A 14,241-nucleotide genomic window follows, 5' to 3' on the forward strand; every position below is an offset into this window, starting at 1 on the left:
CCGGCAGTCTGACAGACAGGAGGCGCGGTGCCGTCCGGCACCGCGCCTCCTGTTCGGCTGTTCCAGCGTTACGCGCTGACGACGGCCTTGTCGTCGAGGCGGTCGCCCGACTCGGTGTCGAAGGCGTGCACGTGGCCCTGCTTCGGCGTGATGACGATCGTGTCACCGATCGACGGGTGCGAACGGCCGTCGACGCGGGCGACGATGTCGGTGCGCTGGCCGTTCACGTCGGCGTGACCGTAGAGGTAGCCGTCGGCGCCGAGCTCCTCGACGACGTCCACCGTGACCGGCAGACCCTCGCCCGAGGTCGACACGACGACGTCCTCGGGACGGATGCCGACCGTGATGTTGCCGGAGCGGGCGTTCGACAGGGTGTCGCGGTCGATCGGGTGGTTCAGCGTGCCGAACTTGATGCCGCCCTCGACCACGTCGGCCGGGAGGAGGTTCATGGCCGGCGAACCGATGAAGCCGGCGACGAACACGTTGTTCGGCTTCTCGTAGAGGTCACGCGGGGAGCCGACCTGCTGGAGGATGCCGTCCTTGAGCACCGCGATGCGGTCACCCATGGTGAGGGCCTCGGTCTGGTCGTGCGTGACGTAGACCGTCGTGACGCCGAGCCGGCGCTGCAGCGAGGCGATCTGGGTGCGGGTCTGGACGCGGAGCTTGGCGTCGAGGTTCGACAGCGGCTCGTCCATGAGGAACACCTGCGGCTGACGGACGATGGCGCGGCCCATCGCGACGCGCTGACGCTGACCACCCGAGAGGGCCTTCGGCTTGCGGCCGAGGTACTGCTCGAGGTCGAGGAGCTTCGCCGCCTCCTGCACACGCTGCGCACGCTCTTCCTTGCCGACGCCGGCGATCTTGAGCGCGAAGCCCATGTTCTCGGCGACGGTCATGTGCGGGTACAGCGCGTAGTTCTGGAAGACCATCGCGATGTCGCGGTCCTTCGGCGGGACGTCGGTGACGTCGCGCTCGCCGATGCGGATCGCGCCGGAGTTGACCTCCTCGAGGCCCGCGAGCATGCGGAGCGAGGTCGACTTGCCACAGCCCGAGGGGCCGACGAGGACGAGGAACTCGCCGTCGGCGACGTCCAGGTCGAGGGAGTCGACCGCGGGGCGGGTGCCTCCGGGGTAGAGACGGGTTGCCTTGTCGTAGGTGACGGACGCCATGAGCGTTCGATCCTTCCTTCACCGGCAGGTACGTGCCGGACGATCCGTAGTGAAGCGGTTGCCCGTGGGGGCCCCGGATGGTCGCCGTCGACCATCGCTGCTCATACAACACGACTTCCCCGCGGAGCGCCAGTGCTTCTCGGCTGGTTGGGTGGTTCCCAGAGCGGCCCACTACAATCGCCGGGTCCGTCCGCGCCAGTGGGGGCACGGTGCGTGCGGACACCCGATCAGGAGGACGACACACCGATGACCAACCGCCCCGAGGGTGACGCCCGTGCCGAGCGGGCAGCAGCCGGTCGCGCCGAGCGGAACGAACGTCGTGAAGCCGCCCGGCAGCGCGCGCAGAAGCACCGGACCCAGCAGAAGCGTCGCCAGCGCGGTGCCCGGCTCGGGATCCAGATCGGCATCGGTGTCGTGCTCCTCGCCGCGGCGACGGTCGTGACCCTCGTGCTGGTCCAGTCCGCACAGCCCGCCGGCCCCGGTCCGTCGAACATGTCGCAGGGCGGCATCACGATCGGGAAGGGCCTCCAGGCGCAGACGGCCGGCTCGACCCCCTCGGCCTCGGCCTCCGACGGCGCCGGCTCCGTGCACATCACGACGTACATCGACTACCTCTGCCCGACGTGCGGCCAGTTCGAGAAGGCCAACGGCGACTACATCGAGGGCCTCGTCGAGTCCGGCGCCGCGACGGTGGACATCCACCCGATCGCGATCCTCGCGAACCGCTCGCAGGGCACGAAGTACTCGCTCCGCGCGGCGAACGCCGCGGCGTGCGTCGCCGATAAGTCGCCGGACCGGTTCTTCGCCTTCAACAAGGCGCTGTTCGCCGAGCAGCCGCAGGAGGGCACGGCGGGGCTCAGCGACGCCGACCTCGTCAGCGTCGTCCGGAGCGTCGACGGCATGCGCAGCCAGCGTGCGATCGCGGACTGCATCCAGGACCAGACCTACGCGCGGTGGGTGACCGAGCGGACGAACGACGTCACGGACGGGAAGATCCCCGGCAGCGACCTCTCGTCCTTCCCGGGGACGCCGCTCGTCCTCGTGAACGGGCAGCAGTACGAGCTCACCGCACCGATCACCAACGACGACTTCCGCACCTTCGTGCTGAGCGCGGCGGGCTCGACCGACTCCACGCCCACGCCGACGACGACACCGTCGGCGACGCCCACCCGGACCCCGTCGGCCACGCCGTCGGCCGGCTGACCCGTCCGCGGGCTGACCCGTCAGCGGGCTGACCCGTCCGCGGGCCGACCCTCGGTCCGCTACAGGGCGTCGCCCGGCACGCTGAACGTGTCGCAGGACGTCGCACCCTGCTGGTAGCCGCGGAGGAACCAACGCTGCCGCTGCTCGCTCGACCCGTGCGTGAACGAGTCCGGGTCGACCGACCCCGTCGACCGGCGCTGGATGCTGTCGTCGCCGACGGCGCTCGCGGCGGACAGTGCGTCGTCGATCTGCGTCCGGGTGATCGGTTCGAAGAACGTCCGTCCGTCCGCGTCCTCCGTCGTGGCGGCGTCGCCGACCCACGCGCCGGCGTAGCAGTCGGCCTGCAACTCGACGCGGACGCTACCGGACGATGCGCCCGTGCCCGAGCGGTCCGTGTCGGCGAACGTGCCCTGCAGCTGCTGGACGTGGTGGCCCCACTCGTGGGCGACGACGTACATCTGCGCGAGCGGTCCGCCCGACGAACCGTACCGGGACTGCAGCTCGTCGTAGAAGGACGTGTCGACGTAGAGCGCCCGGTCCGGCGGGCAGTAGAACGGCCCGGTGGCCGACGACGCCGTCCCGCAGCCGGTGTCCGTCGAGTCCTGGAAGAGGTAGAACGTCGGCGTCGTGTAGGTGATCCCGAGCCGGGGCGCCTCGGCGGACCAGTAGGCGTCGAGCGACTCGGCGGCGCCCTCCATCCGGCAGTCGACCGAGGCGTTCGCGTCGCGTCCGGTGCGGCACTCGGGCGCCGCGTCGACCGTGTCCCCGCCCTGCTGGATCGTGGTGAGACCGCCGCCACCGCCGAGGACGCCCGTCAGGTCGACGCCGGAGACCGCGGAGACGATGTAGACGAGGAGCGCGAGGCCACCCACGGCGCCGCCGCCGATCGCGGCCGTGCGCCCACGGCGCTTCACCTTCCCGCCGGAGAGCTGCGAGTCGTCGTTGAACGTCATGCCCCGAATGTACGGACGGACCCCTGGCCACGTCACAAAGCGCTGAGGGAGGGTCGCGTACCGTCTGGCCCACCCCGCAGTCGACACCTGTCGTGCGCGTCGCGGGGTGCTCCACCGAGGAAGGACGCAGCCATGACCACCCCCGTCAGCACCGTCATGAGCCCCGCACGCTACGTGCAGGGCAAGGACGCCATCACCCGGATCGGTGAGTTCGTGGAGCCGATCGGCAAGCGTCCGCTCATCGTCGCCGACGACGTCGTCTGGGGCATCGTCGAGGAGGCCGTGCGCACCGCCTTCGACGCCGCCGGGATCCCGGTCGAGCGGATCGGGTTCGGGCGCTTCGCCACGCCCTCCGCGGTCGACACGCTCGTCGACGCCATCCGCGAGCACGACGTCGACGTCGTCGTCGGGGTCGGCGGCGGGAGCGCGATCGACGCCGCCAAGGCCGCCGGACACCTCACCGAGATCCGCTGGGTCAGCGTCCCGACCGCTGCGAGCACCGACGCACCGACCTCGGCCCTCGCCGTCATCTACTCGGAGGAAGGGGAGTTCCTCGAGTACCGCTTCTTCCCGCACAACCCCGACCTCGTGCTCATCGACACGAACCTCGTCGCGCACGCTCCGGTGCAGTTCCTCGTCGCGGGTATCGGCGACGCGCTCGCGACCTGGGTCGAGGCCCGCGCCGCGAAGCGTGCCAACGCAGACACGATGGCCGGCGGACTCCAGACCGAGACCGGCGTCGCGCTCGCGGAGCTCTCCTGGCGGCTGCTGCACGAGAACGCCCTGCAGGCCGTCGAGGCCGTCCGCGCCCGGGTCGTCACGCCGGCGCTCGAGAAGGTCGTCGAGGCGAACACGCTCCTCTCCGGGCTCGGCTTCGAGTCCGGCGGGCTCGCAGCGGCGCACGCGATCCACAACGGGCTGACCGCGGCCCCGCAGACGCACGGGCTCGCGCACGGGCAGAAGGTCAACGTCGGCACCGTGGCGCAGCTCGTCCTCGAGGGCGCCCCCGCGCAGGAGATCGAGGACTTCGTCGTGTTCACCACGAAGGTCGGTCTGCCGAACACCCTCACCGAGATCGGCCTCACGGTCGACGACTCCGACGAGCTCCGCGCGGTCGCCGAGGCCGCGACCGAGGCCGGCGAGACCATCCACAACATGCCGTTCCCGGTCACCGCGGAGATGGTCGTCGACGCCCTCGTCGCGATCGAGGGCATCGCGCGCCGCATCCGCGCCGACCACGGGCTGCCCGAGCCGGAGCTGTACCGGCACCACTGAGATCGGCCGTACCGCCCCCGGCGATCAGGTGCGGACCAGCGGCTCCACCGTCGCGAGGTCCTCGCCGATCCCGACGTCCACGAGTTCGATGCGCCCGGCGAGCGTCGCGGCCGGCCCGACCAGGAGCCCTGCCTTCACCCCGCCGAACGTCACCGTGACGTCCGCGTGCAGCACGTGGTCGTCCGCGACCCCGCCCGTGTCGACGTCGATCCCGCTCGGCACGTCGACGGCGACGACGAACGGCGCCCGTTGGTCGCGGGCGAGTTCCCGCAGCGCGTCGACGACCTCGCGCGCCGGGGAGCGCAGCGGCCCGGACGCCCCGATGCCGAGGATCCCGTCGAGCACGAGGTCGGCGTCGAGCGCGGCCGTCGCCGCGACGGTCGCGAGGCGGTCGCCCTCGTCCGGCACCACCGCCCGCAGGATGTCCGCCGCCCCCGCGTCGGTCGCGCCCGCCTCGGGGGCGGCAGGGCCGTCCAGGAGGCGCGCCCCGGCCTCCAGTGCCGCTTCCAGGCCCGCCTCGTGGACGCGTGATCCGACGCGCAGGACCGTCACGTGCCTCCCGGCCGTCGCCAACCGCGCGCCTGCGAACAGGGCGTCGCCGCCGTTGTCACCGCTGCCCACCAGCAGCAGGACGGCCCCCGGGCCGTCGCCGGGCCGCACCGCCGGGTCGTCGAGGAGGTCCGAGACGATGCGTGCGAGCCCGTCGGCCGCCCGCTGCATCAGTTGTTCACCCGCGTCGAGGTGCGGCCGCTCCGCCGCCCGGATCTGGTCCGCTCCGTACCCGTCCATGGCGACCACAGTGCCCCGCTAGCCTGGGGTCGCCATGTCACTCGTCCCCGAAGCGCCCCGCCCCCGTGCCGTGATGTCCCAGGACGGCCTCCCGATCGCGACCTACGACTTCGGCGACCCGGACGCACCCGTCGTCGTCGCGGTGCACGGCTTCGCCTCCGGTGCCCTCCTCAACTGGCACGCCTCCGGGTGGACCCGCGACCTGCTCCGCGCCGGGTACCGGGTCGTCGCGATCGACCAACGGGGGCACGGCGCCTCCGCGAAGCCGCACGAGCCGTCCGCGTACTCGATGGAGCTCCTCGTCGCGGACGTCGTCAGCGTGATCGACACGTACCTGCTCGACGACGTCGCCTACCTCGGCTACTCGCTCGGCGCGCGCGTCGGCTGGCACACCGCCGAACAGCTGCCCGACCGGGTGTCGCGGGCAGTCCTCGGCGGCATCCCTGACGCCGACCCGATGCGCCGCGTGGCCGTGGACCAGGCGAAGGCGCACCTCGCGGACGGCACGCCCATCGAGGACCGGGTGACGAACGGGTACCTCACGATGGCGGGGAACGTCGAGGGCAACGACCTCCGGGCGCTCGTCGCGATGGTCGAGGGGATGCGGGACAGCATCGAGCCGACACCGGAGAACGCGCCGGCGCAGCCGCTGCTCATGGCGGCGGGGAGCGAGGACGGCATCCGGGACAGCGCGGTGCGGCTCGCCGCGGCGGCGCCGGACGCCGGGTTCTTCGAGATCCCGGGGCGGAACCACTTCAATGCGCCGACGTCCCGCGCGTTCAGGGAAGCGGCGATCGCGTTCCTCGGGGGCGCAACCACGCGGTGACACCGTTCGGTGCGCCGACGTCCCGCGCGTTCCGGGAAGCGGCGATCGCGTTCCTCCGGGGCTGACGGCGGCCGCCGTGTCCGGTCGGGAAGGTGCCCGCTGCCTGTCCGGCGGGCGCTGACAGGTACTCGCAGGTCCTCGCTGGCGGAGGGGCCCCGGCGTACCGTCCCGCCCATGGACTACAGACTCCTCGGCAACAGCGGGACATCGGTGTCGACGCTGACCCTCGGCACCATGACCTTCGGCAGCGAAGCCGACGAACCCACCTCCCACCAGATGCTCGACACGTTCGTCGCGGCCGGCGGCACGCTCGTCGACACCGCCGACGTGTACTCCGGCAACGAGTCCGAGCGGATCATCGGCCGCTGGCTGAAGGCCCACCCGACCGAGGCGCAGCAGGTCGTCCTCGCCACCAAGGGCCGCTTCCCCCAGGGCGACGGACCGAACGACGTCGGACTCTCCCGCCGTCACCTCTCCCGCGCGCTCGACGCCTCGCTCGATCGGCTCGGCGTCGAGACCATCGACCTGTACCAGATGCACGCCTGGGACGCCCTCACCCCGATCGACGAGACCCTGCGCTTCCTCGACGACGCCGTCTCGGCCGGCAAGATCGTCTCCTACGGCTTCTCGAACTACCTTGGGTACCAGATCACCAAGGCGGTCTACGAGGCGAAGGGCCACGGCTGGGCGCCGCCGGTCACGCTCCAGCCGCAGTACAACCTCCTCGTCCGCGACATCGAGCACGAGGTCGTGCCGGCCTGCCTCGACGCCGGTATCGGCCTGCTGCCCTGGTCGCCCCTCGCCGGCGGGTGGCTCTCCGGGAAGTACCAGCGCGACGAGGCCCCCACCGGTGCCACGCGCCTCGGCGAGAACCCGCAGCGCGGCATGGAGGCGTGGGAGGCCCGAAACGGCGACGAGCGCACCTGGGCCGTGCTCGACGCGGTGTCCGCCGTCGCCGACGCGCACGGGGCCTCGAAGTCCCAGGTCGCCCTCGCCTGGCTGCTCGCCCAGCCGGCCGTCACGAGCGTGATCCTCGGCGCCCGCACGGTGTCGCAGCTCGAGGACAACCTCGGCGCCGCCGACCTCGTGCTCGACGAGGCCGAACTGCGGTCGCTCACCGAGGCCAGCGCTCCCCGGATCGACGACTACCCGTACGGAACCGCAGGTGTGGCGCAGCGGAACCGCGACATCACGGGAGGCCGCTGACCGCGCGCTGCGACGTCCATGCGGAAAGCCGCGCAATCGGCCGGGACGTGTGGACTTCGGGTCCGACGCGGTGTCATCCTCTTCCCACGACCGGCTGGTTACCGCGTCGAGCGATGAGGAACACCCCCTGATCCGTGTTCCACGTACGCCGGAGGCCCGGGCGACCAAGTCGCCCGGGCCTCCGTCTTCCCCTGGGGACGAGGGCCGGCAGCGGGACTCGAACCCGCAACCCCCGTATTACAAGTACGGTGCGCTACCAATTGCGCCATGCCGGCTGACGCGCCCACTCTACCGGGACGCGTCCGCGCTCACTCCGCCGCCGAGAAGTTCAGCGAGATGGAGTTCATGCAGTACCGGTCACCCGTCGGGGTGCCGAAGCCGTCCGGGAACACGTGCCCCAGGTGGCCACCGCAGTTCGCGCAACGGACCTCGGTGCGCTGCATCCCGAGGGAGTTGTCCTCGATGAGCTGCACGGCGTCCGGACGGACCGACTCGTAGAACGACGGCCAGCCGCAGCCGGAGTCGAACTTGGTCCCGCTCTTGAACAGCTCCGCACCGCACGCCGCACACGTGTAGACGCCGGCGCGCTCCTCGTCCAGGAGCTCACCCGTCCACGGGCGCTCGGTGCCGGCCTGACGCAGGACGGCGTACTGGTCCGGGGAGAGCTCCTCGCGCCACTGGGCGTCGGACTTGTCGACGTTGTATGCCATTGCTTCCTCCTGCTCCTCGGCCGCTGCTGGACGGCCACCTTCAGTAAACTCGCGCCGATGTCCGAACATTCCGTGCACCGCGCCCGCTGGGACCGTCTGACGACGGACGAACTGTACGGCATCGTGGTGCTCCGGAACCGCGTCTTCGCCCTCGAGCAGCGGGTCACCGCCGAGGACTTCGACGGCCGTGACCGGCACGCCGACACCGAGCACTGGTGGTTCGGAACGGACACCGAAGCCGTCGGGTACCTGCGTCTCGTCCGGCCCGCCGCCGACGAGGCACACCCGGGCGACGCGACCCCTCCGGAGTGGGTGATCGGCCGGGTCGCGACCGACCCCCGTCACCGCGGCCGGGGCATCGCGGGCCGCCTGGTCGCAGCGGTCCTCGCGGAGCACGGGCACGACCCGTTCGTCCTGCACGCGCAGGAGTACGTCGCCGGGCTCTACGAGCAGCACGGCTTCGTCCGCTTCGGTGACCCGTACGTGGAGGCCGGCATCACCCACGTCGGGATGCACCGCCCGTGACGACGCGGGACCGCTACCGCGCCTACGCCGACCGCATCGAACCGGTCTCCCCGTCGTACGCAGCCTGGGCACGGTCGCTCGACGACGACCTCGTCGCGCTCCTCGACTCGGTCCCGGAGCAGCGCCGGCAGCCCGAGCTGGTCTTCGCGGTCGCCCGGCGACTCGGTGCGGACCCGACGGATCCCGACGCGCTCCGCGCACTCGGCCGGGAGGCACGGCTCGACCTGGCCACGCAGCTGCCGTCCGCCACGGTGCAGGCCAACGACCCGCGCCGGGCCGCGCCGGTCGTCCCGCTGTTCGCGGCGCTCACCGCGAGGTCGTCGCGGCCGATCGCCCTCGTCGATGCGGGAGCCGCGGCGGGGCTCTGCTCCATCCCGGACCGCGTGACCCTGGACTACGTCGTCACGGACCGCGGGGGCGAGCGTGTCCGGATGCACACCCCGGCAGCCGAGGGACCCCTGCTCCACCTCGTCGCCGAGGCTCGGGGCGCCGTCCCGGCCCCGGCAGCGCACCCGTGGTCGATCGGGACGCGCGTCGCCCTCGACCCGAACCCGATCGACCTCGCCGAACCGGGCGCCTTCGACCGGCTGGTCGAGGCGGTCCCGCCCGAAGCGACGGACCGGACCACGCTGATGCGCGAGGCGGCGTCCGCGGCGCTCGCCGTGCCTCCCGTCCGACTCCGGGGGAGCCTGCCCGGTGACCTCGACCGCGCACTCGACCACCTGCCGGGCGGCTGCGAGCCGGTCGTCCTCACGACCGGCACACTCGTGTACGTGCCGGGCGTGGACCGACAGCGGGTCGTCGACCGTCTCACGGAGCGCGGCGTGCACTGGATCGCCCTCGAGCGGACCGGCATCCTCGACGGGGTCGCGGCGACCCTGCCCGCCGACGTCGACCGGGACGACCCGGACGCGTTCGCGACCGTCTCGCTCGACGGGGTCGCGGTCGCCGTGTGCGACCCGTTCGGGACCCGCGTGCGGTGGCTCCGGGACCTGTGACGGCTGACTCGGCGAGCTGTGACCGGCTTCGCGACAGTCCAGCGGCGTGCCAGGGTCCGGCGACACGGCACCCCTACGATGTGCGAGACCGTGCCCAACCGCCTCGTGATCGGACCGTCGTGACCACCACCCCCGCAGACGCGCTCAGCGAGCTCGACCTGCACGTGCTCGCCTTCGAGCACGACCGGGCGCGGCACGACCGCACGAAGGAGGCGGAGATCCGCGTCGAGTTCGACATGTCGCCCGCCCGGTACTACCAGGTGCTCGACCGCGTGATCGACTCCCCGGCGGCGCTCGCGTACGACCCGCAGCTCGTCACCCGGCTGCAACGACTCCGGCACGCCCGCGTCACGGCGCGGGCGGGGCGCAGCTTCGCGCTCCCCGGAGTCGCACCAGAACCCCGTGAAGAGGACCGATGACCGAGAGATTCCCCCGAGACCGGTTCGACGACGCCACCGACGGCCCGCGCGTCGGTGCGCACCGCGGCCCCCAGCGTCGGGGCCGCGGTTGGATCGTGTTCGCCTGGGCGGCCCTCGCCACGGGTGTCCTCGTCGGTCTCGGTGTCCTCGGGCTCGGGTTGGCGACCACCGGCCTCTCGGACGGGAACGGCTCCGGTGGGAGCGCATCGTCCCCGACCCCCTCCGCCACGGCGTCCGCGACCGCGAAGCCGTCCCCGTCCTCGTCGCCGTCGGCGTCGTCGGGCTCCGGGACGGGAGCGTCCGCCGCGACCCCGGCGCAGCAGGGCACCACGAGCGTCGTCGTGCTGAACGGCACCACGACGACCGGGCTCGCCGGCCGGGCCAGTACCGCGCTGACCGGGGCGGGGTGGAAGATCGCCTCGACGGGTGACGCCGGCACCACGGGGACCACGCAGACCATCGTGTACTACCGCTCGGCCGAGACGGCGGCGGTCGCGCAGGGCATCGCGAAGTCGCTCGGGACCACCGCCGTGCAGCAGTCGACGGCCTTCCCGAACGCCGACGTCAGCGTCGTCCTGGGGGCCGACTACACCGGGTGACGTGCGTTCGTGTGCGCATTCCGTGTGCGCATTCCGTGTGCCTTCGTGACGAACGTGTTTCCGGCGCGTTGCGATTGCACGGAATGGACGTGAAACGGCGTCACACCTCTTGTCGGATCGACCTGCGTGCGCAAGAGTCACTGCCAGGTGTCGCACCGACGGCGCCGTCGATCGAAGCAGCACCACCGCAGGGAGCAACAATCATGGCCAACGGAACGGTCAAGTGGTTCAACGCCGAGAAGGGTTTCGGCTTCATCACCGTCGATGGGGGTGGCCAGGACGTGTTCGTGCACTACTCGGCCATCGACATGTCGGGCTACAAGGTCCTCGAGGAGGGGCAGGCGGTCACGTTCGACGTCGGCACCGGCGCGAAGGGCCCGCAGGCCGAGGCGGTCCGGCCCGCCTGAGCCACCGAACCACACCGGAGCGCGCCGTCCCCTCGGGGGCGGCGCGTTCGTCGTGTCCGACGGGGTGCGCCCGCGGCGGGCGGCGGTGCCCGCGCCGGTGCGCTCGCAGCGGACCCGACCTGGGAAGTCGGCCCGTGCCTCCCGGCTGTGTTGCACTCGCACCCTCCGAGTGCCAGAATCGGCGTTGGCACTCGCTCGCGTTGAGTGCCAGCACGACCCCCATGACGACGTCCGGGAGGGACGAGAAACTCACATGGCTAAGATCATTGCTTTCGACGAGGAGGCCCGCCGTGGCCTCGAGCGCGGCCTGAACATCCTGGCCGACGCCGTGAAGGTGACGCTCGGCCCGCGCGGCCGCAACGTCGTCCTCGAGAAGAAGTGGGGCGCCCCCACGATCACCAACGACGGTGTCTCCATCGCCAAGGAGATCGAGCTCGACGACCCGTACGAGAAGATCGGCGCCGAGCTCGTCAAGGAGGTCGCGAAGAAGACCGACGACGTCGCCGGTGACGGGACCACCACCGCGACCGTGCTCGCCCAGGCGCTCGTCCGCGAGGGCCTCCGCAACGTCGCCGCCGGTGCCGACCCCGTGTCGCTCAAGCGCGGCATCGAGAAGGCCGTCGCCGCCGTCTCCGACCAGCTCCTCGCCAACGCGAAGGACATCGAGACCAAGGACCAGATCGCCGCGACCGCGTCGATCTCGGCCGCCGACACCACCATCGGCGAGCTCATCGCCGAGGCGATCGACAAGGTCGGCAAGGAAGGCGTCGTCACCGTCGAGGAGTCCAACACCTTCGGCACCGAGCTCGAGCTCACCGAGGGCATGCGCTTCGACAAGGGCTACCTGTCGCAGTACTTCGTGACGGACCCGGAGCGCCAGGAAGCCGTCTTCGAGGACCCGTACATCCTCATCGTCAACTCGAAGATCTCGAACATCAAGGACCTGCTGCCGGTCGTCGACAAGGTGATCCAGGCGGGCAAGCAGCTCCTCATCATCGCCGAGGACGTCGACGGCGAAGCCCTCGCGACCCTCGTCGTGAACAAGATCCGCGGCATCTTCAAGTCCGTCGCCGTCAAGGCCCCGGGCTTCGGTGACCGCCGCAAGGCCATGCTGCAGGACATCGCGATCCTCACCGGCGGCCAGGTCATCTCGGAAGAGGTCGGCCTCAAGCTCGAGAACGCGACGCTCGACCTGCTGGGCAAGGCCCGCAAGGTGATCATCACCAAGGACGAGACCACGATCATCGAGGGCGCCGGCGACGACGAGCAGATCGCGGGCCGCGTCCGTCAGATCCGCTCCGAGATCGAGGCGACCGACTCCGACTACGACCGCGAGAAGCTCCAGGAGCGCCTCGCGAAGCTCGCCGGTGGCGTGGCCGTCATCAAGGCGGGTGCCGCGACCGAGGTCGAGCTCAAGGAGCGCAAGCACCGCATCGAGGACGCCGTCCGCAACGCGAAGGCCGCCGTCGAGGAGGGCATCGTCGCCGGTGGTGGCGTCGCGCTCATCCAGGCGTCCGTCGCGCTCGACTCGCTCTCGCTCGAGGGTGACGAGGCGACCGGTGCGAACATCGTCCGCGTCGCGATCGACGCGCCGCTCAAGCAGATCGCGCTGAACGCCGGTCTCGAGCCGGGCGTCGTCGCCGCCAAGGTCCGCGAGCTCGAGTCGGGTCACGGCCTCAACGCCGCGACCGGCGAGTACGTCGACCTGGTCGCCGCGGGCATCATCGACCCGGCCAAGGTCACGCGCTCGGCGCTGCAGAACGCTGCGTCGATCGCCGGTCTGTTCCTCACGACCGAGGCCGTCGTCGCCGACAAGCCCGAGAAGGCCCCGGCCATGCCGGCCGGCGACCCCACGGGTGGTATGGACTTCTAGTCCCGGTAGCCGGAAGGGCCCTCGTACGCTGCGCGTGCGGGGGCCCTTCCGCGTGCGGGGGGTGCCGGGTGTTGGTCGCAGAACGTGTCGGTCCCAGCGCCGGCGAGCGACTGTTCGTGCGACCCCACGGTCACGCAGACGGCATGTCGTGCGACCACCACGTCCCGCACGGGAGGCATGGCTCGGCTCGTTCTCCACAGGTTGCGTCTCCGCTGGTCGCCGTGCACACCGTGGCTTGAGACTCTCGGGATGCGCACGCCTCGCCCGTTGCCCGCGGAAGTCGCTCCAGAGGGCTTCCTCGTCCGTGACGCCCTCAAAGCCGGCGTCGGCTCGAACCGGCTGCGTCGGAGGGATCTCGTCCGACCGACGCACGGTGTTCGAACGGCGGACCCCTCCATGCCGCTCGTCCGTGCCATCGCGCTCGTCCTCCGCACGGACCAGTACGTCAGCCACACCTCGGCGCTCGCCGTCTGGGGCGCCCCGCTCCCTGCGGGAGCTGTCGGCGGGCCGGTGCACGTCACGACAGCGGGTACGGGGCCGGTGATGCGTCGGAGCGATGTCGTCGGGCACCGTCGACGCCACGGCGCCCGTGTGACCGACCATGGAGGCATCCGCGTCAGCGAGCCCTCACAGGCATGGAGCGAGAGCGTGCCTCTTCTCTCCGTCCACGGATCGGTGGCGGTCGCAGACCACCTCGTCCGGGTCGGAGGGTCGTTGACGATCGACGAACTCTCGGCAGCGATCGTCCCGGGAAGTCACGGGAACGCGATCGCCCGAGCTGTGCTCGACCTCGTCCGTGTCGGAGCGGACTCGCCGATGGAGACGTGGCTCAGGCTCGCGGTCGTCGACGCCGGGTTCCCCGAGCCGCAGCTGCAGGTGGAGGTCTTCGATCGAGGCGGGTCGTTCCTCGCACGCGTCGACATGGCATGGCCGGAGTACCGGATCGCTCTCGAGTACGACGGGGCGCACCACCGGGAGCGCGACAGGTTCGAGCACGATCAGCGCCGCGACAACGGTCTCGCGGTCAACGACTGGCTCGTCATCCACGCCACCCGAGCCGACGTGGCACGCCCTGCCGTGCTCTTCGAGCGGCTCCGGCAGGCGTTCGCCGTCCGGCGGGGTGTCCGGCGAGTGGCGTGAGTGGCAGGCTGGTCGCAGGACATGCCGTCAACGGGACGAACTGGTCGCAGAACTTGTCGGGTCCGGAAGAGTTGAGCGGCATGTTGTGCGATCAACCGGGGCCGAGGGAGGGAAGTCCGCGGGGGAAGTCCGCGGGCTGGGGATCGGCG

At 71.4% G+C, this 14,241-nt stretch carries 15 protein-coding genes and 1 tRNA gene; 11 read left to right on the forward strand and 5 right to left on the reverse strand.

Features of this window, described 5'->3' with window-relative positions; translation table 11 throughout:
* Positions 1-68 precede the first annotated feature (68 nt).
* Complete coding sequence (locus tag NS184_RS11075; protein WP_058726172.1) at positions 69-1,169, reverse strand: ABC transporter ATP-binding protein; 1,101 nt, start codon at positions 1,167-1,169, stop codon at positions 69-71.
* 246 nt (positions 1,170-1,415) lie between these two features.
* Here NS184_RS11075 and NS184_RS11080 point away from each other — a divergent pair, with 246 nt between their 5' ends.
* Positions 1,416-2,372: a DsbA family protein gene (locus tag NS184_RS11080; protein WP_058726173.1), complete on the forward strand. Its 957-nt coding sequence runs from the start codon at positions 1,416-1,418 to the stop codon at positions 2,370-2,372.
* A 59-nt stretch (positions 2,373-2,431) separates the two neighbouring features.
* On the opposite strand, the gene ypfJ is transcribed toward NS184_RS11080, so the two are convergent.
* Entirely contained in the window at positions 2,432-3,325 is an 894-nt protein-coding gene (gene ypfJ / locus NS184_RS11085; RefSeq protein ID WP_058726174.1) for a KPN_02809 family neutral zinc metallopeptidase, read from the reverse strand.
* Between the two features lie 132 nt (positions 3,326-3,457).
* On the opposite strand from ypfJ, the gene NS184_RS11090 reads away from it, so the two are divergent.
* Entirely contained in the window at positions 3,458-4,600 is a 1,143-nt protein-coding gene (locus NS184_RS11090) for a glycerol dehydrogenase (protein WP_058726175.1), read from the forward strand.
* Between the two features lie 24 nt (positions 4,601-4,624).
* Here the strand turns inward: NS184_RS11090 and NS184_RS11095 are convergent, their stop codons facing one another.
* On the reverse strand, positions 4,625-5,389 hold the full coding sequence (locus NS184_RS11095; RefSeq protein ID WP_083513632.1) for an NAD(P)H-hydrate epimerase: 765 nt from the start codon (positions 5,387-5,389) through the stop codon (positions 4,625-4,627).
* Between the two features lie 34 nt (positions 5,390-5,423).
* On the opposite strand from NS184_RS11095, the gene NS184_RS11100 reads away from it, so the two are divergent.
* Positions 5,424-6,215 (forward strand): alpha/beta fold hydrolase, encoded by a 792-nt coding sequence (locus NS184_RS11100; RefSeq protein WP_058726177.1) that lies wholly within the window; start codon positions 5,424-5,426, stop codon positions 6,213-6,215.
* A gap of 174 nt (positions 6,216-6,389) precedes the next feature.
* A complete protein-coding gene (locus NS184_RS11105) occupies positions 6,390-7,421 on the forward strand; it encodes an aldo/keto reductase (protein WP_058726178.1) in 1,032 nt (343 codons plus the stop codon).
* A 202-nt stretch (positions 7,422-7,623) separates the two neighbouring features.
* On the opposite strand, the gene NS184_RS11110 is transcribed toward NS184_RS11105, so the two are convergent.
* Both NS184_RS11110 and msrB read right to left on the reverse strand, forming a co-directional pair.
* Positions 7,624-7,696 (reverse strand) — tRNA-Thr (locus NS184_RS11110).
* 33 nt (positions 7,697-7,729) lie between these two features.
* A complete protein-coding gene (gene msrB, locus NS184_RS11115; protein ID WP_058726179.1) occupies positions 7,730-8,131 on the reverse strand; it encodes a peptide-methionine (R)-S-oxide reductase MsrB in 402 nt (133 codons plus the stop codon).
* Between the two features lie 57 nt (positions 8,132-8,188).
* On the opposite strand from msrB, the gene NS184_RS11120 reads away from it, so the two are divergent.
* The 7 genes from NS184_RS11120 (at position 8,189) to NS184_RS11150 (ending at position 14,092) form a co-directional block, all read left to right on the forward strand.
* On the forward strand, positions 8,189-8,656 hold the full coding sequence (locus tag NS184_RS11120) for a GNAT family N-acetyltransferase (RefSeq protein WP_058726180.1): 468 nt from the start codon (positions 8,189-8,191) through the stop codon (positions 8,654-8,656).
* Positions 8,653-9,654, forward strand: coding sequence for a DUF2332 family protein (locus NS184_RS11125; protein ID WP_058726181.1), 1,002 nt, complete (start codon positions 8,653-8,655; stop codon positions 9,652-9,654). The genes NS184_RS11120 and NS184_RS11125 overlap by 4 nt, the downstream gene beginning before the upstream one ends.
* A gap of 119 nt (positions 9,655-9,773) precedes the next feature.
* A complete protein-coding gene (locus NS184_RS11130; protein ID WP_242863032.1) occupies positions 9,774-10,073 on the forward strand; it encodes a DUF3263 domain-containing protein in 300 nt (99 codons plus the stop codon).
* On the forward strand, positions 10,070-10,672 hold the full coding sequence (locus NS184_RS11135; RefSeq protein WP_058726183.1) for a LytR C-terminal domain-containing protein: 603 nt from the start codon (positions 10,070-10,072) through the stop codon (positions 10,670-10,672). The genes NS184_RS11130 and NS184_RS11135 overlap by 4 nt, the downstream gene beginning before the upstream one ends.
* Positions 10,673-10,875: 203 nt before the next feature.
* The gene (locus NS184_RS11140; RefSeq protein ID WP_058726184.1) at positions 10,876-11,079 is read left to right on the forward strand and encodes a cold-shock protein; all 204 of its coding nucleotides are present in this window, start codon (positions 10,876-10,878) and stop codon (positions 11,077-11,079) included.
* Between the two features lie 253 nt (positions 11,080-11,332).
* Positions 11,333-12,952, forward strand: coding sequence for a chaperonin GroEL (gene groL, locus NS184_RS11145; protein WP_058726185.1), 1,620 nt, complete (start codon positions 11,333-11,335; stop codon positions 12,950-12,952).
* Between the two features lie 396 nt (positions 12,953-13,348).
* Positions 13,349-14,092: an endonuclease domain-containing protein gene (locus tag NS184_RS11150; protein ID WP_058726186.1), complete on the forward strand. Its 744-nt coding sequence runs from the start codon at positions 13,349-13,351 to the stop codon at positions 14,090-14,092.
* The last annotated feature ends 149 nt before the right edge of the window (positions 14,093-14,241 follow it).

It is taken from the genome of Curtobacterium luteum (assembly GCF_001475545.1).
Lineage (GTDB): Bacteria > Actinomycetota > Actinomycetes > Actinomycetales > Microbacteriaceae > Curtobacterium > Curtobacterium luteum_A.

What these genes read in the sequence shown, in the direction of transcription:
- NS184_RS11105 (WP_058726178.1), top strand. Translation starts at nt 6,390, where the DNA reads ATGGACTACAGACTCCTCGGCAACAGCGGGACATCGGTGTCGACGCTG.
- NS184_RS11120 (WP_058726180.1), top strand. Translation starts at nt 8,189, where the DNA reads ATGTCCGAACATTCCGTGCACCGCGCCCGCTGGGACCGTCTGACGACG.
- NS184_RS11095 (WP_083513632.1), bottom strand. Translation starts at nt 5,389, where the DNA reads ATGGACGGGTACGGAGCGGACCAGATCCGGGCGGCGGAGCGGCCGCAC.
- NS184_RS11150 (WP_058726186.1), top strand. Translation starts at nt 13,349, where the DNA reads ATGCCGCTCGTCCGTGCCATCGCGCTCGTCCTCCGCACGGACCAGTAC.
- ypfJ (WP_058726174.1), bottom strand. Translation starts at nt 3,325, where the DNA reads ATGACGTTCAACGACGACTCGCAGCTCTCCGGCGGGAAGGTGAAGCGC.
- NS184_RS11140 (WP_058726184.1), top strand. Translation starts at nt 10,876, where the DNA reads ATGGCCAACGGAACGGTCAAGTGGTTCAACGCCGAGAAGGGTTTCGGC.
- NS184_RS11080 (WP_058726173.1), top strand. Translation starts at nt 1,416, where the DNA reads ATGACCAACCGCCCCGAGGGTGACGCCCGTGCCGAGCGGGCAGCAGCC.
- NS184_RS11100 (WP_058726177.1), top strand. Translation starts at nt 5,424, where the DNA reads ATGTCACTCGTCCCCGAAGCGCCCCGCCCCCGTGCCGTGATGTCCCAG.
- msrB (WP_058726179.1), bottom strand. Translation starts at nt 8,131, where the DNA reads ATGGCATACAACGTCGACAAGTCCGACGCCCAGTGGCGCGAGGAGCTC.
- NS184_RS11075 (WP_058726172.1), bottom strand. Translation starts at nt 1,169, where the DNA reads ATGGCGTCCGTCACCTACGACAAGGCAACCCGTCTCTACCCCGGAGGC.
- NS184_RS11090 (WP_058726175.1), top strand. Translation starts at nt 3,458, where the DNA reads ATGACCACCCCCGTCAGCACCGTCATGAGCCCCGCACGCTACGTGCAG.
- groL (WP_058726185.1), top strand. Translation starts at nt 11,333, where the DNA reads ATGGCTAAGATCATTGCTTTCGACGAGGAGGCCCGCCGTGGCCTCGAG.
- NS184_RS11135 (WP_058726183.1), top strand. Translation starts at nt 10,070, where the DNA reads ATGACCGAGAGATTCCCCCGAGACCGGTTCGACGACGCCACCGACGGC.